General features: G+C 55.3%; 17 protein-coding genes and 3 tRNA genes. 12 read left to right on the forward strand and 8 right to left on the reverse strand.

Features of this window, described 5'->3' with window-relative positions; all coding sequences use genetic code 11:
- Positions 1-37 precede the first annotated feature (37 nt).
- Both yhdP and tldD read left to right on the forward strand, forming a co-directional pair.
- On the forward strand, positions 38-3856 hold the full coding sequence (yhdP, locus tag K5Y32_RS17875) for an AsmA2 domain-containing protein YhdP (protein ID WP_222185324.1): 3819 nt from the start codon (positions 38-40) through the stop codon (positions 3854-3856).
- A gap of 64 nt (positions 3857-3920) precedes the next feature.
- Positions 3921-5366, forward strand: coding sequence for a metalloprotease TldD (gene tldD / locus K5Y32_RS17880; protein ID WP_101762843.1), 1446 nt, complete (start codon positions 3921-3923; stop codon positions 5364-5366).
- A gap of 41 nt (positions 5367-5407) precedes the next feature.
- On the opposite strand, the gene aaeR is transcribed toward tldD, so the two are convergent.
- The gene (aaeR, locus tag K5Y32_RS17885; protein WP_222185325.1) at positions 5408-6325 is read right to left on the reverse strand and encodes an HTH-type transcriptional activator AaeR; all 918 of its coding nucleotides are present in this window, start codon (positions 6323-6325) and stop codon (positions 5408-5410) included.
- A 258-nt stretch (positions 6326-6583) separates the two neighbouring features.
- On the opposite strand from aaeR, the gene aaeX reads away from it, so the two are divergent.
- From aaeX to K5Y32_RS17910, 5 genes are all read left to right on the forward strand, one after another.
- Positions 6584-6787: a p-hydroxybenzoic acid efflux pump operon protein AaeX gene (gene aaeX / locus K5Y32_RS17890; protein ID WP_021508145.1), complete on the forward strand. Its 204-nt coding sequence runs from the start codon at positions 6584-6586 to the stop codon at positions 6785-6787.
- Between the two features lie 10 nt (positions 6788-6797).
- Complete coding sequence (gene aaeA / locus K5Y32_RS17895; RefSeq protein ID WP_222185326.1) at positions 6798-7727, forward strand: p-hydroxybenzoic acid efflux pump subunit AaeA; 930 nt, start codon at positions 6798-6800, stop codon at positions 7725-7727.
- An 11-nt stretch (positions 7728-7738) separates the two neighbouring features.
- Complete coding sequence (aaeB, locus tag K5Y32_RS17900; RefSeq protein WP_222185327.1) at positions 7739-9691, forward strand: p-hydroxybenzoic acid efflux pump subunit AaeB; 1953 nt, start codon at positions 7739-7741, stop codon at positions 9689-9691.
- A gap of 111 nt (positions 9692-9802) precedes the next feature.
- On the forward strand, positions 9803-11257 hold the full coding sequence (locus tag K5Y32_RS17905) for an NAD-dependent succinate-semialdehyde dehydrogenase (RefSeq protein ID WP_222185328.1): 1455 nt from the start codon (positions 9803-9805) through the stop codon (positions 11255-11257).
- A 25-nt stretch (positions 11258-11282) separates the two neighbouring features.
- On the forward strand, positions 11283-11552 hold the full coding sequence (locus tag K5Y32_RS17910) for a hypothetical protein (RefSeq protein WP_036647722.1): 270 nt from the start codon (positions 11283-11285) through the stop codon (positions 11550-11552).
- Positions 11553-11602: 50 nt separating this feature from the next.
- Here K5Y32_RS17910 and yhcN (K5Y32_RS17915) read toward each other — a convergent pair whose 3' ends face one another.
- The 4 genes from yhcN (K5Y32_RS17915) to argR form a co-directional block, all read right to left on the reverse strand.
- Complete coding sequence (yhcN, locus tag K5Y32_RS17915) at positions 11603-11869, reverse strand: peroxide/acid stress response protein YhcN (protein ID WP_008101968.1); 267 nt, start codon at positions 11867-11869, stop codon at positions 11603-11605.
- 101 nt (positions 11870-11970) lie between these two features.
- Positions 11971-12237: a YdgH/BhsA/McbA-like domain containing protein gene (locus tag K5Y32_RS17920; protein WP_007891990.1), complete on the reverse strand. Its 267-nt coding sequence runs from the start codon at positions 12235-12237 to the stop codon at positions 11971-11973.
- Between the two features lie 89 nt (positions 12238-12326).
- Positions 12327-12590 (reverse strand): peroxide/acid stress response protein YhcN, encoded by a 264-nt coding sequence (gene yhcN / locus K5Y32_RS17925; protein ID WP_222185329.1) that lies wholly within the window; start codon positions 12588-12590, stop codon positions 12327-12329.
- A 489-nt stretch (positions 12591-13079) separates the two neighbouring features.
- The gene (gene argR / locus K5Y32_RS17930) at positions 13080-13550 is read right to left on the reverse strand and encodes a transcriptional regulator ArgR (RefSeq protein WP_008101964.1); all 471 of its coding nucleotides are present in this window, start codon (positions 13548-13550) and stop codon (positions 13080-13082) included.
- Positions 13551-13974: 424 nt separating this feature from the next.
- On the opposite strand from argR, the gene mdh reads away from it, so the two are divergent.
- Positions 13975-14910: a malate dehydrogenase gene (mdh, locus tag K5Y32_RS17935; protein ID WP_222185330.1), complete on the forward strand. Its 936-nt coding sequence runs from the start codon at positions 13975-13977 to the stop codon at positions 14908-14910.
- 52 nt (positions 14911-14962) lie between these two features.
- Here mdh and mscM read toward each other — a convergent pair whose 3' ends face one another.
- From mscM to rsgA, 3 genes are all read right to left on the reverse strand, one after another.
- Positions 14963-18298 (reverse strand): miniconductance mechanosensitive channel MscM, encoded by a 3336-nt coding sequence (mscM, locus tag K5Y32_RS17940; RefSeq protein ID WP_222185331.1) that lies wholly within the window; start codon positions 18296-18298, stop codon positions 14963-14965.
- Positions 18299-18313: 15 nt separating this feature from the next.
- Positions 18314-19210 (reverse strand): archaetidylserine decarboxylase, encoded by an 897-nt coding sequence (gene asd, locus K5Y32_RS17945; RefSeq protein WP_101762854.1) that lies wholly within the window; start codon positions 19208-19210, stop codon positions 18314-18316.
- Positions 19211-19303: 93 nt separating this feature from the next.
- Positions 19304-20347 carry a small ribosomal subunit biogenesis GTPase RsgA gene (rsgA, locus tag K5Y32_RS17950; protein ID WP_101762855.1) on the reverse strand — a complete coding sequence of 348 codons (1044 nt, stop codon included), beginning with the start codon at positions 20345-20347 and terminating at the stop codon, positions 19304-19306.
- Between the two features lie 103 nt (positions 20348-20450).
- On the opposite strand from rsgA, the gene orn reads away from it, so the two are divergent.
- The 4 genes from orn (at position 20451) to K5Y32_RS17970 (ending at position 21751) form a co-directional block, all read left to right on the forward strand.
- Entirely contained in the window at positions 20451-20999 is a 549-nt protein-coding gene (gene orn, locus K5Y32_RS17955) for an oligoribonuclease (RefSeq protein WP_101762856.1), read from the forward strand.
- 299 nt (positions 21000-21298) lie between these two features.
- A tRNA-Gly gene (locus K5Y32_RS17960) sits at positions 21299-21374 on the forward strand.
- A 28-nt stretch (positions 21375-21402) separates the two neighbouring features.
- A tRNA-Gly gene (locus tag K5Y32_RS17965) sits at positions 21403-21478 on the forward strand.
- Between the two features lie 197 nt (positions 21479-21675).
- Positions 21676-21751 (forward strand) — tRNA-Gly (locus K5Y32_RS17970).
- Positions 21752-22057: the final 306 nt, after the last annotated feature.

Genomic DNA, 22057 nt, shown 5'->3' on the forward strand with positions numbered 1-22057 from the left:
TGAGTTCCGCAAGCCAACGGACAGCAAGGAGAGGTGTGTGAGGCGGTTGCCGAGGATTTTGTTACTGCTGCTCGCCGCAATCATCGTAATTGTGGCGCTGCTGGTCAGCGGGTTGCGCCTCGTGATGCCGCACCTCAACAGTTATCGCAGCGATATTCTGCAGACGATCTCACGCGTCAGCGGCGTCACGGTGACGGCCAGCGAACTGCAGGGCAAATGGGAGAATTTTGGCCCGACGCTGCAGATGCGCAATCTCAACGTCGCGATGCAGGAAGATGGGCAATTGACCATCGGCCGCGTCAATCTGGCGCTCAACGTGTGGCAATCGCTGCTGCACTGGCGCTGGCAATTCCGCGATCTCACCTTCTGGCAGCTGCATCTCGAAACCAATCACCCGCTGTTCACCAGTGACGAACAGAAGAACAGCTTCAAACCGGCGCAAATTAACGATCTGTTTTTGCGTCAGTTCGATCACTTCGATCTGCGCGACAGCAGCATCCGTTTTCTGACGCCGTCCGGCCAGCATGCTGAACTGGCGATTCCACGCCTTACCTGGCTGAACGAAAATACCCGTCACCGCGCCGAGGGCGAAGTGAGCCTCTCCAGTTTTACCGGCCAGCATGGCGTGGTGCAGGTGAGGCTCGATCTCAACGACAGCAACGGTTTACTCAGCGATGGCCGCATCTGGATGCAGGCCGATGATGTGGATGTGCGACCGTGGATTGGTCCGTGGCTGCGTGATAACACCAGCCTTGAAAGCGCGCGCTTCAGTCTGGCCGCGTGGGCGAATTTGCGCGATGGCGATCTCTACGCCGGTGATTTGCTGTTGAGCAAAGGTGGCGCGCGCTGGCGCGGCGAGCAGGGCGATCATCAATTAGAGGTTGATGGCTTAACCGCGCACTTGTCGCGCTACCAGAATGGCTGGAGCCTTTCGGTACCGCAAACCCGCTTGAGAACGGATGGCATCGCATGGGCGCCAGGACATTTTTCCCTGCTGTGGAAGCCGGAAGATAAGCAGATGCTCGGCGCCAACAGTGCGCCGGAGATGCGCGTGCGTGCCACGCAGCTGGATTTAGAACGTCTGGCGCCCATCGTTCCGCTGTTTGCACCGCTTTCCCCAACCTTGCTGGATAACTGGCGTGCGCTGCAGCCGCGTGGCCACATTGATGCGCTGGCGCTGGATATTCCGCTGCAGCAGCCTGAGCAAACGCGTTTGCAGGTGAAATGGCGCGATCTCGCCTGGCAACAGTGGGAATTACTGCCGGGTATCAGCAATCTCAGCGGGAGCGCCAGCGGCAGCTTAAACAACGGCTTGCTGGATGTGGCGATGGGCCAGGCGGAAGTACCGTACGGCGATATGTTCCAGGCTCCGCTGCAGATTAAACAGATCACTGGCCAGCTCAACTGGCTGCGCGATGCTAACGGCTTAACGCTGGATGGACATCAGCTGGATGTGCAGGCCCGTTCGCTGTGGGCACGCGGCGATTTCCGCTACCAGCAGAATTTGGGTAGCGCGCCGCGCCTCGATATTCTCGCCGGAATTCGCGTTACCGATGCTGGCGATGCGTGGCGTTATTTCCCGCAGCAGCTGATGGGCCACGATCTTACTCACTATCTCAGTGACGCGATTAAAGGCGGGCAGGTGGATAACGCCACGCTGCTGTTTGCTGGCGATCCCTCGCTGTTCCCGTTCAAACACAATGACGGCATGTTTGAAGTTTGGGTTCCGCTGCGCAATGCCACCTTCCAGTTCCAGCCAGGCTGGCCTGCGCTGGAAAACCTCGACATCAATCTCGACTTCCTCAACAACGGTTTGTGGATGAAAGCCGATAAAACCAGGCTCGGCGAGGTTGATGCGCGCAATGTCAGCGCGGTGATTCCGGATTACCTGAAAGAGAAGTTGATCATCGATGGTGACATCAGCGGCGAAGGCAAAAAAATCGCTGACTATTTCGAGCAAACGCCGCTGAAACCGACGCTCGGCGCGGCGCTGCAGGAGCTACAGATTGGCGGCAATGTGCGCGGCACGTTGAATCTTGATATTCCACTGGATGGCGAGCAGGTGCACGCCAGCGGCAATGTGGTGCTGAACAACAACAGCCTGCATATCAAGCCGTTAAATACCACGCTGAACAATCTCACCGGCCGCTTCCGTTACAACAACGGCAATCTGGAGAGTGAAGAGCTGCAGGCCAACTGGTTCGGGCAGCCAACCGGCGTGAGTTTCAGCACGAAAGAGAATCCCAACGATTTTGGCGTGAACGTCAAACTGCTGGGCGATTGGCAGCCAGGTAAACTCAAGGTGCTGCCGGATGCCATCACGCGTCAGTTAGACGGTTTTTTACCGTGGCAGGGCAATGTGGATATCACGCTGCCGCATAAAGGCGGCGCAACCTACAAAGTGGCACTGCAAGGCGAGGGCAAAGCAGTAAGCAGTCACTTACCAGCACCGCTGGATAAAGCGGCTGGTGAAGCGATGCCGATTACCATCAACGCGGATGGCGATCTGAAAGGCTTTACCTTGAGCGGCAGCGTGCGCGAGCGCCATCGTTTCAATAGCCGCTGGATTCTGGAGCCGCAGCTGCGCGTTGATCGCGGGATCTGGCTGAATGATGCGAAAAGCACACCGAAGCTGCCCGAGAAGCGCGGCATGGAGCTCAATCTCCCGCCGCTGGATGGCGAAGCCTGGATGGGAATGATGGCTGGCGCGGGGAGTTCGCGTAACGCTCAGGGCGAGCCGGAAGTGGGCGGCGCGGCGCTGCCGGGCGACTTTATTCTGCGCACACCGGCGCTGACGCTTGGTGGTCAGCAATGGCACGACGTTAACGCTACCGTTACGCAGGGGCCAGCCGGCAACACCCACTTGCAGCTGGAGAGCCGTGAAGCACGAGGCAGTTTGCAGACGGCGCAGCGCTCTCCGTGGCAGATCAACCTGAGCTATCTTTACTACAATCCTGAATGGGCTGAGAAAAGCGATGGAAAATCATCGCCGTTTGGCGGCAACAGCAGCAACATCAACTTCAGCAGCTGGCCAGCGTTGCAGCTCAACTGTGATGAATGCTGGATTCGCGGGCAGAAGTTTGGCCATATGCAGGCGAAGCTACAGCCGCAAGGCGATACGTTAGCACTCACTAACGCCTCGATTGATTCTGGCAGCTCAAAATTGCACGTGACGGGTGAATGGGTGAATAAACCCGGCGATCAGCGCACTTCGCTAAAGGGCAGCCTGAGCGGCGACAACATCAATGACGCGGCTAACTGGTTTGGTATGAACACGCCGCTGCGCGATGCACCGTTTAAACTCGATTACGATCTGCACTGGCGTTCTGCGCCGTGGCAGCCATCGGAAGAGACGCTAAGCGGTACGCTGAAAACCCACTTTGGCAAAGGTCAGATCGCCGATGTGAATACCGGTCGCGCCGGGCAGTTACTGCGCCTGTTTAGCTTTGATGCCTTGCTACGCAAGATGCGCTTCGATTTCAGCGACACCTTTAGTGATGGTTTCTATTTCGATTCGATCAACGGCACCGCGTGGATTGAAAACGGTGTGATGCGTACCGATAACCTGCTGGTGGATGGCCTGGAAGCGGATATCGCCATGAAGGGCAACATCGATTTGGTGAAGCGTCAGATCGACATGGAAGCGGTGGTCGCCCCGGAAATCTCCGCGTCGGTCGGCGTTGCCACTGCATTCGTCATCAATCCGGTGGTCGGTGCTGCAGTCTTCGCCGCCAGCAAAGTGCTGGGACCGCTGTGGAATAAGATTTCACTGTTGCGTTACCACATCAGCGGACCGCTGGATAAGCCGGAAATCAATGAAGTACTGCGCAAACCGCGCGAAGACGAGAAGAAGTGAATTTGACGCCGTCGGGTAATTGCCGCAGGCTATGACTATCCGAGCACATAATGAGTGAGAAACGATGACTCTGAATCTGGTAAGTGAGCAGTTGCTAACTGCGAACAGCATTAATCAGCAGGACCTTTATTCCCTGTTAGGGCAGCTTTCAGAACGTCGTCTGGATTATGCCGATCTCTATTTCCAGTCCAGTTTCCACGAATCCTGGGTGCTGGAAGACAAAATTATCAAAGATGGTTCTTACCATATCGATCAGGGCGTGGGCGTCCGCGCCGTGAGCGGCGAGAAAACCGGTTTCGCCTACGCTGACCAGATTTCCCTGAATGCACTGCGTCAGTCGTCTGAAGCGGCGCGCAGCATCGTGCGTGAACAAGGCAACGGCAAAGCGCATACCTTATCGGCGGTGCTGAACCGTTCGTTGTATGCGCCCGTTAATCCGCTGGATAGCCTGACGCGCGAAGACAAAATTGCCCTGCTGCATCGCGTCGATAAAGTGGCGCGTGCTGCCGATCCACGTGTGCAGGAAGTGAATGCCAGCCTGAGTGGCGTCTACGAACAGGTGCTGGTCGCCGCAACTGACGGTACGCTGGCCGCAGATATTCGTCCGCTGGTGCGTCTTTCCATCAGCGTGCAAGTGGAAGATCAGGGTAAACGCGAACGTGGCTCAAGCGGCGGCGGCGCGCGTACCGGTTATGAATTCTTCCTCGCCGATGAGAGCGGTGATGTGCGTGCCGATGTCTGGGCGCGCGAAGCGGTGCGCATGGCGCTGGTCAATCTCTCCGCCGTGGCGGCACCCGCTGGCATGTTGCCGGTGGTGCTGGGCGCAGGTTGGCCGGGTGTGCTGCTGCACGAAGCAGTTGGACATGGTCTGGAAGGTGACTTCAACCGTCGTGCGACATCGGTATTCAGCGGCAAAATGGGCCAGCTGGTGGCTTCAGAGCTGTGTACCGTGGTTGACGATGGCACCATTGAAGGTCTGCGCGGTTCGCTGGCGGTCGATGATGAAGGCGTGCCGGGCCAGTACAACATGCTGATCGAAAATGGCGTGCTGAAAGGCTACATGCAGGACAAGCTGAATGCGCGCCTGATGGGCGTCAACCCAACTGGCAATGGTCGCCGTGAATCTTACGCGCACCTGCCAATGCCGCGCATGACCAATACTTACATGCTGGCAGGCAAATCGACGCCGCAAGATATCATCGAAAGCGTGGAGTACGGCATTTACGCGCCAAACTTCGGCGGCGGCCAGGTTGATATCACGTCCGGTAAGTTCGTGTTCTCCACCTCAGAAGCTTATCTGATTGAGAACGGTAAAGTGACGACGCCCGTGAAAGGCGCCACGCTGATTGGCTCCGGCATCGAAGCGATGCAGCAGATCTCGATGGTCGGCAACGATCTGGCGCTGGATAAAGGCGTCGGCGTATGCGGTAAAGAGGGACAAAGCGTACCGGTTGGCGTGGGTCAGCCAACGCTGAAGCTGGATAAAATCACCGTAGGTGGTACCGCCTAACGTTGTCAGGTCGCCATGTATGGCGACCTGAACATCTGCCCTCAACCTTTCCGATGCTGCTGATACTGCTGCGCTACCTGCCTGAAATACTCAGTCAGATAATCAATGCACACCTGCACTTTCAGCGGCAGCTTGTCTTTCTCAGTATAGAGCGCATAGACCGGGCGCGGCTCCGAGTGATATTGCGGGAACAGAATATCGATCTCCCCCGCATTGATCTCATCAATCACCCACATCAACGGCACATAGGCGATACCGCAACCTGCTTTAAGCCAGCGAATCAGCGTCTGCGAATCGTTGGTGACGAAACGGCCCTGCGGCGTAAGGCGGGTAACCAATCCTTCCGGCGCAACCAGTTCAAAAGTGTTATCCGGCCGCACGCTATATTCCAGCCACGAAAAATTATCGATCTCGCTGGGTTTTTCCGGCGTGCCATGCTGTGCCAGATAGCTCTTCGCCGCGCACACCACCATCGGCATTGCACCCAGCCGACGCGAGAACAAGTTCGAATCCTGCAGCGCGCCCACGCGCACCACCAAATCCAAACCGTTGGCGATCAGATCGGGTGCGGGAATGCCCGTCACCAGATTGACGCTCAATCCCGGATATTCGCGTAACATTTCGCTGGTCATCGCTGATAACACATTCTGCGCCATCGTCGATGAGCAGCCGATCCGTAGAATACCGATCGGCGTGTTGTTAAAGGCGTACAGCTGCTCGTGTACCTGCGACGCCTCCGCCAGCATGCGGCGACAGCCCTGAAAATAGATCTTTCCGGCTTCAGTCAGGCCAATGCTGCGCGTGCTGCGATTAAGCAATTTAACCTGTAACTCATCTTCCAGTTTGGCGACAATCTGGCTGATAGACGAAACGCTAAGCTGTAGCTGGCGCGCCGCGGCGGTAAATGAACCTAATTCAACCACTTTGGCGAAAATGGACATGCTTTTAAGTCGATCCATTGTTTACTCTGGCTAAAAAGTGATTTAGCTCACAATATGTAGAAAACGTATAGTCAAGCGCGTTACTATACGCGCGCTGGGTCTCTTCACTGCACCTGAACACGGCTGTGTTAGCCCGATGATACGCTATGATTAGCTCAACGCGGCCTGAATGTTGCCATCAGTTTATCCGTCATCCCCTGATCGTAAACCCAACGTGCTACACGGCACGTGGGCAGGTATCGGTGCAATCCGGCAAGGTCGAACTAAGGATCCGAAATGAGTGTGCTTCCGGTATTTGTCGTATTCGGGCTGAGTTTTCCGCCCATCTTCATTGAACTACTGGTTTCACTGGCGCTGTTCTGGCTGGTGAAACGCGTGCTAACGCCTAGCGGGATCTACGATCTGGTTTGGCATCCGGCACTGTTTAACACTGCGCTGTATTGCTGCGTGTTTTACCTTGTATCCCGTTTATTCGTCTGAGGTTTTTTAAGTGAAAGCGCTAATAAGAAAAATCGCGCGATACGCGATTACACTCCTGCTGGTTGTCATCGCCATCGTGATCATCTTCCGCGCCTGGGTGTTCTACACCGAATCACCGTGGACGCGTGATGCCAAATTCTCTGCCGATGTGGTGGCGATCTCGCCTGACGTCACCGGCATCATCACTGACGTGCCGGTGCACGACAACCAGCTGGTGAAAAAAGGCGACACGCTGTTTGTGGTTGACCGTCCGCGCTACCAAAAAGCGCTGGACGAAGCCCAGGCGGATGTCGAGTATTACCAGGCGTTAGTGAGTGAAAAACGCCGTGAAGCCAGTCGCCGCAATCAGTTGGGTACCAGCGCCATGTCGCGTGAAGCGATTGAGCAATCCAACAACGATCTGCAAACCAGCGAGCATCAGCTGGCGAAGTCTGTGGCCACGCGCGACCTGGCGGTGATCGACCTCGATCGCACCACTATCAAAGCGCCATCTGACGGCTGGGTCACCAACCTCAATGTCTATCAGGGCGAATTCATCACGCGCGGCTCGGTAGCCGTGGCGCTGGTGCAACAGCACTCCTTCTATGTGCTGGCCTATATGGAAGAGACCAAGCTGGATGGCGTGCGTCCGGACTTCCGCGCGCAAATCACGCCGTTGGGGAGCAACGCGGTACTGCGCGGCACCGTTGACAGCATCGCGGCGGGCGTAACCAACAGCAGCAGCACTAGCGACAGCAAAGGCATGGCGACCATCGACTCGAATCTGGAGTGGGTGCGTCTGGCGCAGCGTGTGCCGGTGCGTATTCGTCTCGACGAGCAACCGGGCAACCGCTTCCCGGCGGGGACCACGGCGACGGTGGTGATCACCGGTGCGCAGGATCGCGAAACCAAAGTCTCGCCGCTGGCACAGTTGTTCAATCGCCTGCGTGAGTTTGGTTAAGCGAGGGCGATATGATTGAGTTTTTGCGTTTCCCGGTGAAGCTCACCTTCGCGCTGGTTGCGGCGTTGATGATTGGCTTTCACTTCAATCTGGAAACGCCGCGTTGGGCGGTAATGACCGCCGGCATCGTGGCCGGTGGTACCGCCTTTGCTGCGGGGGGCGATCCCTATTCGGGCGCGCTGCGCTATCGCGGCATTCTGCGCATCATCGGTACTTTTATTGGCTGTATCGCCGCGCTCACCATCATGATTGCCACGGTGCGCGCGCCGGTGGTGATGCTGCTGCTGTGCTGTATGTGGGCCGGCATGTGCGTGTGGCTCTCTTCGCTGATCAAAGTCGAAAACTCCTATGCGTTGGGTCTTGCCGGTTACACCGCGCTGATCATCGTGGTGACGGCGGATGCTAGCGGCGGCTTAACGCTGGCTCCGCAGTACGCGGTTGAGCGCTGCAGTGAAATCGTCATCGGTATTCTGTGTGCCATCCTCGCCGACATGCTGTTCTCGCCGCGTTCGATCAAGAAAGTGATTGAGCAGGAAGTGGACGCGCTGCTGGTGGCGCACTACAAATTGCTGCAGCTGTGCGTCGCGCATGAAGACAAAGAGGAAGTGGATAAAGCCTGGAGCGCGTTAGTGCGTCGCACCACGGCACTCAACGGCATGCGCGGCCAGCTGATGATGGAATCCTCACGCTGGAAAAACTCCAGCCGCCGCCTGCAAATGCTCAACACCTTATCGCTGACGCTGATCACGCAGGCCGCCGAAACTTTCCTGATTCAAAACTCGCGCCCGGAATTCATTCCGCCGCACTATCGTTTGCTGATCGAAAAAGAGGTCAACAGCGTCAATGATGTGCATAAGCGCATGAAGGTGATGCGTCGCCTGATTGGCGTGAGCAGCAAAACCGTGCCGGTGACGCTGGCGAGTTGGGTCGGCGCGGCCACTGAATATCTGCTGCTGATTAACGGCATTAAAAGTAATAGCCGTATCACCACGCTGGAAGAGAGCATTCTGCAGCGTGAGGTAGTGATTCAGGCGCGCTCTGCGGAAACCCATCACGCGATGATCAACGGTATACGTACCTTCGTCGCCACCGCGCTGGGATCGCTGTTCTGGCTGTATACCGGCTGGACATCAGGCAGCGGCTGCATGGTGATGCTGGCGGTGATTACCGCGCTGGCGATGCGTATGCCGAATCCGTTAATGATGGCGAAAGACTTCCTTTACGGCATGACGGTTGCGGTGCCGCTCGGCGCGCTCTACTTCATCTTTATTCTGCCCGCGACCCAGCAAAGTGCGCTGCTGTTGTGTATCGCCATCGGCGCGCTGGGTTTTATCGGCGGCATCTTCGTGCAGCGTCGTCAGTTGGGTACGCTGGGTGCGTTGATTGGTACCATCAACGTGCTGGTGCTGGATAACCCGATGAAGTTCGAGTTCAACGTATTCCTCGATAACGTGCTGGGCCAGGTGATTGGCTGCTTTGTAGCGATGATGGTGATTCTGCTGATTCGCGATAAATCCAAAGAGCGTACCGGACGTAAACTGCTGAATCGCTTTATGTATGCCGCAGTTGCTGCGCTGACCACTAATCAGGCGCGTCGTCGTGAAAACCACTTGCCGGCGCTGTATCAGCAACTGTTTTTGCTGCTCAACCTGTTCCCCGGCGATATCGATAAATACCGGATCGCGCTGACGCTGATTATCGGCCATCAACGCCTGCGCAATGCCGAAGTGCCGGTGAATGCAGATCTCTCGGCCTATCACCGCCAGCTGCGCTACACCGCCGACCGCATTATCTCCGCGACCAGCGATGATAAGCGGCGCTATTACTTCGAGCGGCTGCTGAAGGAGCTGGATGTGTATCAGGAGAAGCTGCAGCACTATGCTGCGCCTGATAACGTCACCGAGCCGGTGAAACGGCTGGCACTGATGCTGGATAAGTATCAGAACACCTTAATACAAATCTGAAACTGGCCGCTGCAACCTGCAGCGGCCTTTTAGATCCCACGCTGACACAAAAACCTCTGATATTGGCATCTATACTTTCCTGACAGGACGCAAACTGACAGGAGAAAACAGATGTCCACTTCCCTGCAACAACACGAATTTTTCAAGACCGGCTATTTCGCGGATGGTCAGTGGCATAACGCCAGCGCCACCTTTGAGGTGACCAATCCTGCCACCGGCGAAGTTATCGCTAACGTGGCGAAAGCCGGCCAGCAAGAAACCGAACAGGCGATTGCCGCCGCGCAGCGTGCCTTTCCCGCCTGGCGCGATAAAACCGCCAAGGCGCGTGCCGAAATCCTCTATCGCTGGTATCAGCTGATCATCGAGAACAAAAGCTGGCTCGGCCAGTTGATGACCGCCGAGCAGGGTAAACCGCTTAAAGAAGCCGAAGGTGAAGTGGAATACGCCGCCAGCTTTATTCAGTGGTTTGCCGAGCAGGCGAAACGCGCCAACGGTGAAATCATCCCGCCGGCTAAACCAGGCTCGCGCATTCTGGCGACGCGCGAACCAATTGGTGTGGTCGCGGCGATCACGCCGTGGAATTTCCCGATGGCGATGCTGACGCGCAAACTTGGCCCCGCATTGGCCGCAGGCTGTACCGGCATCATCAAACCCGCTAACAACACACCGCTGAGCGCCTTCGCGTTGCTGGCGCTGGCGCAGAAAGCCGGTGTGCCTGATGGCGTACTCAATGCGGTGGCGGGCGATACGCATGCCATCAGCGACGCGATTATGGCCAGCAAGGCGGTGCGCAAAATCTCCTTTACTGGTTCCACCGCGGTAGGCAAAACGCTGATGCGTAATGCGGCTGAAACCATGAAAAAAGTCTCGATGGAGTTAGGCGGCAACGCGCCTTACATCGTGTTTGATGATGCCGATATTGATGCGGCGGTGCAGGGCGCGATTGCCAACAAATTCCGCAACGCCGGGCAGGTGTGCGTCAGCGTCAACCGTTTCTATGTGCATAACGCGGTCTACGATCGCTTCGTTAATCAATTGGCCGATGCGGTGGGCAAACTAAAAGTCGGAAATGGCGTGGAAGAAGGCGTGATCGTTGGCCCGCTGATTGAGCCGTCCGCGCTGGAGAAAGTGGAAGAGCACGTCAAAGATGCATTGAGTAAAGGCGGCAAATTGCTGGTCGGCGGCGAACGTCATCCTCTTGGCGGCAACTTCTGGCAACCAACGGTGATTGGCGAAGCGCATGAAGAGATGAAGCTGGCGCAGGAAGAGACGTTTGGTCCGGTTGCGGCCTGCTTCCGCTTTGACGACGAAGTTGAGGTGATTGCGCGTGCCAACAATACCGAATTTGGCCTGGCGGCTTACTTCTACACGCAGAATCTGCAACGGGTGTTCCGCGTCTCAGCGGCGCTGGAAGCGGGCATGATCGGCATTAACGAATGCGCGGTATCCACTGAGCTGGCACCGTTTGGCGGCGTGAAAGAGTCTGGACTGGGACGTGAAGGATCGGTGTTGGGGATGGAAGAGTATCTGGAAGTTAAAGCGTTGCACCTCGGCGGACTCAGCTAGCCGCAACAACCAAGAGGGCGTCATGATGAGAACCGAGCGTTTCGATTTCGACGAGATTGTCGATCAAGCCCATTTTTATCGACAGTTTAGCGATCGTTTTGCGCTAGCCGATCTCGCCATCAACGATCTTGACGATCTTTGGGATGCGATTGTCGGTGAGCAACTGCCGTTGCCGCTGGAGATTGAATTTGTAAATCTGGGGAAAGGGCAGAAACGCCGGTATGGCGCATTGATCCTGCTATTTGATGAAGCAGAAGAGGAGCTGGAAGGCCAGCTCCGCTTCAATATAAAGTAAAAAGGGCCCCGGCGAGCGGGGCCAAAGGGTTCGTCTTAATTGACGAGGAATTACTTATACAGCTCAGCTGTCACGTGGTAGCTGTCGCCGGTTTTCGCTTCAATCACTTTGTAAGCGCTGGCACCTTGCTCATCCGCTTTCTGAGAAAGCTCGGCGCGATAATCCATTGGCGAACCGCCGGTTCCGCTGATTGAAATGGTGCTGCCGGTAGGTTGCAGATTCTGCGCCTGTTGTTCGGTGACCAGTTGTGCTGCAGAAGCACCAAAGGCGAACAGGGAAAGCAGGGTAGCAGTTGCGATGGTTGTTTTGATTTTCATAATTTTCTCCTCGTTTAATCAACAACCTGCGGCAGAAAAGGGGTGGCGGGTCGTCGATCTATTGCCTGGCGCCATCAAGACACCGGACGTTCAATTAGTGATTATTTGTACAGTTCAGCAGTTACGTGGAAAGTATCGCCACGGTTGCTTTCGATGATGCGGTAATGGCTGGCACCCTGCGCATCGGCTTTCTGTGACAGTTCCTGACGAACGTTGGTTTGGTCGCCGTCAACACCGCTCACGCTGATGGTTTGGTTCAGAGATTGCAACTGTTCAGCTTGTTGGTTTGAAACCAGGCTGGCGGCGCTCGCGCCAAAAGAAAGAACAGAAGCCAGGCCCAGTACTGCGATAGCTAATTTGGTTTTCATGATTCACTCTCCTGAAATGGGGGCCGGCAACCTGAGACGCAAGAGCGTCTCAAACGGGTCGCCGTTCACATTGCTTTTAAGTCAATAACTTATTTGTACAGCTCAGCGGTTGCGTGGTAGCTGTCACCGGTATTCGCCTCAACCACGCGATAGGCTTTCGCACCTTGCTGGTCGGCTTTATCGTTTAACTGCTGACGGATCTCCATTGGAGAACCGCCCACGCCGCTGACGCTAATGGTGCCCGCAGGTTGCAGATTCGCTGCCTGTTCGGCATTAATAGAATCTGCTGCAAAAGCACCAAATGACAGGGCAGAGAGAACACTTAAAGTCGCGATAGTAGTTTTAACGTTCATGATAATTTTCCTCGTCGTCTATTTTTATCTTTTTCTTTCGTGTGATTTGCATCACGAAAACAAGTATAGATCTAATCACCCATGAAATTAATACCGAGCTAATAATGTTTGGTTGTAATTCTTTATCCTTATGGCACTTTTTTAGAACCTGAAGTTATAAAAAACGCCTGGATCTTAACCATAGGTGGTTATTTCACCGTAAAAACAATGATCTACATCAAATTATCTTTTAGTGCGAAAGATCGTGGTTGATCTCGCTGGCTGATACACATAGAGAAGGGAAAGACACTGAGCACAATGTGTAAAGCAGCGTAAAATAGCGCATAAGGTTAAAAAGGCATAAAGGTCGTACCAATGATAGCGGCTGAAAAGAACCGCTGGGCATATGGATAACTTATTATTTACAAAGGGATTTGTAGCAGAATGGTTACGAATGAAGCGCAAAGGGTAAATTAACCGGCAGAGGAACTGCCGGTATGCAGCAGGGTTTTATAGCTCTTGTTCGAATAAAACCAGGATCGCGTCGTACAGCTGTTTTACCGAGAAGGTGCGCGCGGGGGTAATAAAGATGGTGTCATCACCAGCAATGGTGCCGAGAATGCCTTCCGCTTTGCCCAGCGAATCCAGCAGGCGCGCAATCAGCTGCGCCGCGCCCGGACTGGTGTGAATCACCACTAACGCATCGTTGTAATCGATATCCAGCACCAGATTCTTCAGCGGGCTGGTGGTGGTGGGTACGCCAAGTTCAGCAGGCAGGCAGTAAACCATCTCCATTTTGGCGTTGCGCGTGCGCACCGCGCCGAACTTGGTCAGCATGCGAGAAACTTTGGACTGATTGATATTCTCGAAGCCGTCTTCCTGCAGCGCCTGCACGATTTCGCCCTGGGAGCTGAATTTCTCTTCCTTTAATAAGGCTTTAAACGCCTTGATCAAGTCGTCTTGTTTCGATGGGTTTCGCATAAGCTACCAATTAAAAGAGGGTTGCAGAGGGCAACAGGCCCACGGCAGATAAATTATTATGCATTTAGATGAATTTTTATGCAATAAGTCTGGTAAGAGAATCGCGGTAATGACCTGCGGGGCGGGCATCATAACAGAATATGATGTTGCACCAAAATCGCGGGTGGACGCGCAAAGCGAAGGTTGCGAAGTTGTTATATTATTGAAGTGGTAACAACAATATCGATGATCATTGCCGTCCATTGTCTTCTGGCTGCGAATGAATCATTCAGGCGACTTCTGAAGTGGAGATGTCTCGGGAGCCGATTGCGGCGTAGTGTTTAGTGCGCGACAGGTTTAGTCGCTATCGCCTGAGAAGTTGATTAAACTCGTAACCTGATGGATTTTCGGCATATCTCTGCCCCACCTTAATAAGGAGTTCAGGATGAAAGTTGCCGTTCTCGGTGCCGCTGGTGGTATTGGCCAGGCGCTCGCACTGCTGCTCAAAACGCAATTACCCGCAGGCTCAGCTCTCTCACTTTACGATATCGCCCCGGTAACGCCCGGTGTGGCGGTAGATCTCAGTCACATCCCAACGGCAGTCACCGTGGAAGGGTTTAGCGGTGAAGATGCTACGCCTGCGCTGCATGGTGCTGATGTAGTGCTGATTTCCGCGGGTGTGGCGCGTAAGCCGGGCATGGATCGCGCCGACCTGTTTAACGTTAACGCCGGTATCGTGCGTAACCTGATCGAACAGGTTGCCAGCACCGCGCCAAAAGCGCTGATTGGCGTCATCACCAATCCGGTGAATACCACGGTGGCGATTGCGGCCGAAGTGCTGAAAAAAGCCGGCGTGTATGACAAGAATCGCCTGTTTGGCGTTTCCACCCTCGATATCATTCGCGCCAATACCTTTGTCGCGACGCTGAAAGGCAAGCAGCCTAACGAGATTGAAGTGCCGGTGGTGGGCGGACATTCAGGCGTAACGATTCTGCCGCTGCTGTCGCAGGTGAAAGGCGTGAGCTTCAGCGATCAGGAAGTGGCTGATCTCACCAAACGTATTCAGAACGCGGGCACCGAAGTGGTGGAAGCCAAAGCCGGTGGCGGATCGGCGACGCTGTCGATGGGACAAGCGGCGGCCCGTTTTGGCCTTTCATTGATTCGCGCCCTGCAAGGCGAAGCCAACGTAGTTGAGTGCGCATATGTGGAAGGCGATGGTGAATATGCCCGCTTCTTCTCGCAGCCGCTGCTGCTGGGCAAAAACGGCATCGTTGAACGCCGTCCGCTGGGCACGCTGAGTGCCTTCGAACAGCAGGCGTTGAACGGCATGCTGGAAACGCTGAAGAAAGATATCGCGCAGGGCGAAGAGTTTGTGAAGTGATGCACTCTGAGCGGCAATAAAAAACGCCCGGCAACTGCCGGGCGTTTTGTTTCTATAATCCGCCAGATTTGAAGGTCTTGTTGGCGGGCGCACCGTTAGTCGCGGGGTTTTGCTTTCCTAACGTCTCCATGCGCACCTGGAACGGCGGGAACGGCATCTCAATGCCATGCTCCTCAAAGCCGCGCAGAATCAGCTGATGCAGTTCATGGCGCAGCGGCATGCGATGCCCCATCTCCGCTGCATGCACGCGCAGTTCAAACAGCTGAATACCTTGCTGCAGATCGACAAGGAACACATCCGGCGCTGGCATATCGAGCACGTAGGTGCAGCGATCGGCTGCCTGCTTAAGAATTTTGGTCACTTCATCACTGTTGACTCTGGCGGGCGCTGGAATCGTCAGCACCACACGCGTCACTGAATCCGACAGCGACCAGTTCACGAACTGCTCAGTGATGAAAGCCTTGTTCGGCACGATGATCTCTTTGCGGTCCCAATCGGTGATGGTGGTGGCACGCGTGTTGATGCGCGTGATGCTGCCCGTCAGGTCGCGAATGGTCACGGTATCGCCAATACGGATCGGTTTCTCAAACAGGATAATCAGGCCGGAGATAAAGTTAGCGAAAATCTCCTGCATCCCAAAGCCCAACCCCAGACCCAACGCCGCAACCAGCCACTGCAGCTTCGACCACTCAATGCCCATCATTGAGAAGCCAATCAAGCCGCCAATCAGCATCAAAGCATACTTGGTCAAAGTGGTAATGGCGTAGCCGGTGCCCGGCGCCAAACTGAGATGCTGCAACAGCGCCAGCTCCAGCAGCGCCGGCATGTTACGCACCAGCTGCGTGGTGATGATCAGCACCAGAATCGCAATCAACACCGCACCCAGCGTAATCGCCTGCACGCTGTCCACGCCCTGAATGGTAGTGCTGGCATTCCACAGCGGAATGTTATCAAGGAAGCTAAACGCCGAGTGGATTTCTGACCACAGCACAATCACCGAAACCAGCGCAATCAGCGTCAGGATTGAACGCACCAGACGCAGCGACTGTGCGCTGATCTCATCGAGATCAATGCTTGGCTCATCGATTTCGATGGTGTCGGCATTCGCTGGCGTTGATTGCTCTTTCTCTTCTTCACTGCGCGCGCGGTTGGCCAGCATATCGGCACGACGCTGACGTGCACGGTCAAAGGCGATGCGGCGGCGCTGAATCAGCATCCAGCGGCGGATGATGTGATACACCACCAGCAGGAAGAACCAGATGCCCACCGAGGTTTCCAGACGCGCCAGCAGCGCCTGCGCGGTGGCGAGATAACCGATGCAGGAGGCGAGGGCAGCCACCAGCGGCAGGGCGATCATCAGGTTCCACAAAATGCGGTTCACGAAGTTATCGCCGTTGCCCTCTTTATCCAGATAGAGCGGAATACCGGCGCGTTTCAGGCTAACGGTAACGATACTTAGCGCGCCACAAATCAGGATGAAGCACACGCGTCCCAGCGTGCCGGAGAATTGCGGATCGTCGAGATTGGCAAAGGCGATCAGCAGCATGATCAGCGGCACAATCAGCCCTACCGATAGCGAGTAATAGCGCATGGCACGCGCCACGCGCGCTTGCGGCCAGCGGAAATGCACCACAAACAAGCCATCGGGACGCGCAAACGCGGCGCTGATCATAAAGGCCCACAGCAGCGGCAGCGTGGCGGTGATGCCATCGCCAATCGCCACGGCGAACGGATAAGGCCAGGCATGCTGTAAACCGTAACCGAGCGCGGCCCACAATACCGGTAGCGGCACCGCCACCAGAATCGACCAAAATACCGTGCGCAGCGTCAGGCTGAAGCGATCCTGCGTCACTTTACCGACGCGGCTGGCGGAGCGCTCCATAAAGGCGTTGTAGTGACGACGTGAGCTGATGCTGAAGCCAACCAGCAGAATCGCACCAATTATCGGCAACACGGTTTCGCGATTGGTAAACATCATCGCCAGCGCTTTGCCGAGTTGGCCGGCGGTATCCAGCGACAACAGACGCTTGAGATCCTGCGCCATCTCCACCGGGAAATTCAGGCCGATGGTATTAACGTCAGCGGTCCAGAACAGATAGCGATGCGTCGCATCTTTAACTTCGGCTAAGGCATCCTGCAGCTGCGTATTGGAAACTTTGAGCTTGGTGATTTCCAGAATCAGCGTATCGCAACCGGAAATCAGTGAGTTCAGCAGTTCGCGCTGGGTTTTAAGTTGCGCTTCGAGGATGCGTACCTGATCGCTGCTGAACGGCGTGCCGTCATCCTGTTTGGCTTTGCGCAGTTCCTGCTGGCGCTCCAGCAGATCCTCATAATGCAGACGCTGCACCCGCAGCTGGCCCATTTCGCTGTCGATCTGCTGAGATTTCGGCATTTCTGGCAGACGGGCAACCTGCGCACGCAAGGCTTCGCCCAACAGATTGGACGCCCCCAGCCATTGCGACTGCTCACGCAGCGTGCTCAGCGCCTGACGCACCTGCAAGGTCTGATTGGTGGCCAGACGCTGCTGCGAAGCGACTAAATCCATGCGCTGCGCTTGCTGATTGAGGTCTGCGGAGAGTTCGCGGTTAACGCGGAACTGATCGCTGATCGAACTCGGCAGATCGCCGCTGTTTTCCGCCAGCTGCTCGGTGCGCTCCAGCGCCAGTTCAGCTTCGCGCTGGCGCTGATTGTTGAGCTGATTGCGCAGCGCCTGCAGATAGTTATCCAGTTGAGTCGCTTTGCGCTGATGCACTTCGGCGCGCATACGCGCCAGTTCCTGACGGTTATTCGCCGAAAGCTGCGCCAGCTCTAACTCGTCCACGCGCGCTTTGTTGGCGGCGTTTTCCGCCTGACGCGCGTAAATCTGCGCCTGCGCCAGCGGCGTAGTCGCCGTCGAAGCGCTCTGCGCGCGACGATCGCTTTCGGTCATCGCCCGGCGTGCATCGGTTTGCTGCTGCGGCAGCTGCGACAGTGAATCGCTGATCTCACGGGCGCGATCCTGCTCCTGCTGCGCCTGACGGCCTTCCTCCAGCAGCTGGCTGCTGACCTGTAACAGCTCCTGATCCAGCTCGGCGCTGCTCATATTGCTGCGCACCGCCTTGCTGCTGTCCGTCAGCGTGGCGATCTGCTGACGTAATTCGCGCGCCAGCCGCGGGAAATCATCAATCACCTGCTGATACTGCTTCGCGCGCTCCAGCGACTCATCGCGCTCGTTGAGGAAATTGATCGCTGATTCGAGCGCCTGCACCTGTTCGGTTTGCGCGGGTGAGCTTTTCGCGGATTTAGCCGCATCCAGTTCCTGCTTAAGCTGGCTGGATTGCGGAACGGTCGCTGCAAATACAGAACTGCTGAGCACAAGGCTCAGCAGCAGGGAAAGGAAAACACGCACGGGAGAGATTCCGGGTTATTTGCTAAGTGAGACGCTGTCGCCAGGCTGAGGCAGGGCGATGGCCAGCGGCTGACCGAGGCGGGTTTTGCTTTCGGCTTCAAGGCTTTCTGCCAGCTTCACGCGATTTGGCGCGAACAGGTTGATCACCGTTGAACCCAACTTGAAGCGACCCATTTCCTGGCCTTTCAGCAGCACCACCGCACCATCATGATCGGCAGACGGATAGCGCCAGCGTTTAATCACACCTTCGCGCGGTGGCGTAATGGTGCCCGCCCACACGGTTTCGATGCTACCCACAATGGTGGCACCGACAAGGATCTGCACCATCGGGCCATGATCGGTATCGAATACGCAGATCACGCGCTCGTTACGCGCAAACAGATTCGGGATGTTACGTGCGGTCAGCGGGTTGACGGAGTAGAGATCGCCCGGCACATAGATCATTTCGCGCAGGATGCCGTTACACGGCATATGCACGCGGTGATAATCGCGCGGGGCGAGATAAGTGGTAACAAACTCGCCGTCATGAAACTGATCCGCCAGATCGTCGTTACCAGCCAGCAACGCCTGCAGGCTGTAAGTGTGGCCTTTGGCCTGGAAGATCTGATCGCCGGCAATGCGGCCCAGCTGGCTGATCGCGCCATCGGCGGGCAGCGCCAGTAAAGAGGCATCAGTATCGATCGGACGCGCGCCCTCTTTTAACGGACGCACGAAGAAATCATTGAAGGTGCGGTAGCTGCCGGTATGTGGCTTGCTGGCTTCCGCCATATCCACTTTGTAGTACCAGACAAATAGGTCGATGACCGCTTTAGTGAGCCAGCCACCACGGCGGCTGGCACCCCAACCGGCGAGCTCGGTGAGCCCTTTTTTAGGCAAAATATGATTCAGGCCGAGTTTAAAACGATCAAACACCGTTGCCTCCTGGCTTAATTACGTGTCGTTAACAAAAAAGGGGGCGGATTGTAGCAGCGCCCCAGCGCGTTGGCGAATGTGCCGTTGTACTGCTTAATCTGCGTCAGAGGAAAAGTTTTTACGCGTCTTTACCTGCGCCATACTTTCCAGAATTCGGTGGTAGTTATCGAAGCGGGAGATATCAATCTTGCCCTCTTCTACCGCTTCGCGAATGGCACAGCCAGGATCGGTATCGTGCTTACAGTCGCGGAAACGGCAACCGCCAAGGAATTCACGGAATTCGACAAAGCCGCGCGTCACTTGTTCCGGCTCCAGATGCCATAAACCAAACTCACGCACCCCCGGTGAATCGATCACATCGCCGCCCGCCGGGAAGTGGTAAAGGCGTGACGCGGTGGTGGTGTGCTGACCTAATCCAGAAACGTTCGACACATCGTTGGTCAGAATTTCAGCCGCTACCTCCAGACCAAGCAGGTTATTCAGCAGGCTCGATTTACCCACGCCAGATTGGCCGGCAAAGATGCTGACGCGGCCGGTTAAGGCGCTTTCCAGTTCAACCAGGCCATCTTTGGCGTGGCTGGAAACCATCAAAACGCGATAACCAATGTTGCGATAGATCTCCATCTGCTCATCAACAAACGCGCGGCCTTCGGCATCTAAAAGGTCGGTTTTGTTGAGCACCAGCAGCGGTTCCACGCCAAGAGTTTCGCTGGCGACCAGGTAACGATCAATGATGTTGAGTGACAGCTCTGGCAGGATCGCCGAAACGATAATGATCTGATCGATGTTGGCGGCGATCGGTTTCACGCCGTCATAGAAGTCTGGGCGCGTAAGCACCGTCTTACGTTCGTGTACCGCTTCGACGATCCCTTTGCCGCCGCCAATGGCAGCGCGCCATAAAACGCGATCGCCGGTGACCAGCGAGCGAATAGTGCGGCGGATGTTACAGCGATGCACAACGCCTTCGCTATCTTCCACGTCTGCGTGCATGCCGAAACGGCTGATCACCACGCCATCAGCCGCTTCTCCAAACAGACTATCATCCGGCTCCGGCTTATCGCTCCGTTGCTGCAGACGACGCTGATGGTTGGCGCTTACGCGACGTTGTTGACCTTTCGACAGTTTGTTTTTACTCACGCATCCTCTCACGGCTTTCGCCAGGTTTCGCCCTGCTGGGCAAAACGTCTATGATACACCTGAAATGAGTTTAATGACGACTTTGGCAACAGGCGGGAAACGCATGACAGCTGGAAATGAAAACAACCTGATTTGGATCGACCTCGAAATGACCGGATTGGATCCGGAACGCGATCGCATTATTGAGATCGCTACCATCGTGACCGATGCCAACCTTAACATCCTGGCAGAAGGCCCGGTGTTCGCGGTGCATCAATCTGACGATCAGTTGGCGTTGATGGATGACTGGAACGTGCGCACGCACACCAATAGCGGATTGGTGGCGCGCGTCAAAGCCAGCGAGCACGATGACCGTGCGGCGGAACTGGCCACCATCGAGTTCCTGAAACAGTGGGTGCCGGCGAACACCTCGCCGATTTGCGGCAACAGTATTGGTCAGGATCGTCGCTTCCTTTTTAAGTACATGCCTGAACTGGAAGCCTATTTCCACTATCGCTATCTTGACGTCAGCACGCTGAAAGAGCTGGCTCGCCGCTGGAAACCGGATATCTTGCCAGGCTTCAAAAAGTCAGGTAGCCATCAAGCGTTAGATGACATTCGCGAGTCCGTCGCCGAGCTTGCGTATTATCGCGAGCACTTCCTGCAGCTTTAAACATCGCGGGTGCGCAGGAAATCATCAGGTTGTCGATAAAAGCAGCGAACGCGCGGAAAGCGCAAAATTTTGCTTTTAGACTCTTGCGACTGAAAGGATTTCTCGTATAATGCGCACCCCGTACCGGTGAAGAATTTCATGCGGAACGGAGAAGTAAAGTAGTACGGCGAAGTTCAGAATCGAGTAGTTGAGTTGGGTACAAGGCGGCAACTGAGCGAATATCTGGGAGCTTACTTCAGTAAGTGACCTGATTGAGTAAAGGCAGCCAACGCAGTAACCAACACAAATACGATGATTATGCGGGAATAGCTCAGTTGGTAGAGCACGACCTTGCCAAGGTCGGGGTCGCGAGTTCGAGTCTCGTTTCCCGCTCCAAACTTTCGTTGAGTAGTAAACCTCTAATGCGGGAATAGCTCAGTTGGTAGAGCACGACCTTGCCAAGGTCGGGGTCGCGAGTTCGAGTCTCGTTTCCCGCTCCAGAGTTTGTAGTAAACCATCCAAATCACGGATTTAGTCGTTAGCGTGATTGTTGTGACAAAAATACGAAGAGTCAGAATCGAGTATTTTAGTTTGCAACAAGGCGGCAACTGAACGAATCCCTGGGAGCTTACATGAGTAAGTGACCTGGGTGAGTGAAGGCAGCCAACGCAGTAGCAGACTAAAATACGAAGATTATGCGGGAATAGCTCAGTTGGTAGAGCACGACCTTGCCAAGGTCGGGGTCGCGAGTTCGAGTCTCGTTTCCCGCTCCAGATTTTCATATTCACTAATGTTATTTGCCCTTAGGCGCAATCAGAATTAAAACTGCTGCAGATCTTTTTGATCGCATGCGACACCGTTTTTTTCTGGAAATTTTGCACGCCTCGCTAGCAGCGATAATGCTTGTTGTCTGATGCAGTTATCTTACAGGTTATCCACAATGTGCCTGCAAGCTTCTGACGGCGTTTTCCCCGTTGTTTAAAACTGTTTTGAACAGAGTTATCCACAAGCTCTGGACAAACCCCTGCGCGCTAAATACGACGTGAATATTTACAATAATCGCTTAATTGATTGATTTG

It is taken from the genome of Pantoea sp. DY-15, from assembly GCF_019795935.1.
GTDB classification, from domain to species: domain Bacteria; phylum Pseudomonadota; class Gammaproteobacteria; order Enterobacterales; family Enterobacteriaceae; genus Pantoea; species Pantoea leporis.